Source organism: Kocuria cellulosilytica (assembly GCF_040981245.1).
GTDB lineage: Bacteria > Actinomycetota > Actinomycetes > Actinomycetales > Micrococcaceae > Kocuria > Kocuria cellulosilytica.
On the sequence record NZ_JAVFWZ010000121.1, the window covers coordinates 1 to 544 of the forward strand.

Consider the following 544-nt stretch of genomic DNA (forward strand, 5'->3'; position numbering starts at 1 on the left):
CGTGGCGGAGATCCACGTGGCCGCCGAGCACGCGAAGACGGCGAGCGCCGCGAGCAGCGTGGCGGTCACCACCCTGGCCCTCCGGGACCACCGCACCCGGGGGGCCGCGGGAGCCTCAGCCACGCCCGGCACCGGCGCCCGGCACGGCGGTGCGCTCGAGGTCGAGCTCGCGCAGCCGCTCGGCGAGGAGCACGGCCCGCAGGGGTGCGGTGGCCTTGTTGAGGGACTCGAGGGCCTCCGCCTCCGGGTCGGAGTCGGCGACGATGCCGCCGCCGGCCTGCACGTAGGCCTTGCCGTCGACGAGCAGGGCGGTGCGGATGGCGATCGCCATGTCCATGTCCCCGGCGAAGTCGAGGTAGCCGACCACCCCGCCGTAGACGGCCCGGCGCAGCGGCTCGTACTGGTCGAGCAGGCGCAGGGCGCGCGGCTTGGGCGCCCCGGAGAGGGTGCCGGCGGGGAAGGTCGCGGAGAGGACGTCGTAGGCGGTGGCGTCCGGGCGCATCCTCCCGACGACGTTGGAGCACAGGTGCATGATGTGGCTGAA

Annotated in this window: 1 protein-coding gene; it reads right to left on the reverse strand. The window is 75.2% G+C overall.

Annotated features, from left to right (window positions below; translation table 11 throughout):
* Positions 1-115: 115 nt before the first annotated feature.
* Positions 116-544, reverse strand: a 429-nt coding sequence (locus tag RCG67_RS17295; protein ID WP_368828047.1) for a chorismate-binding protein, incomplete at its 5' end; no start/stop codon positions are given.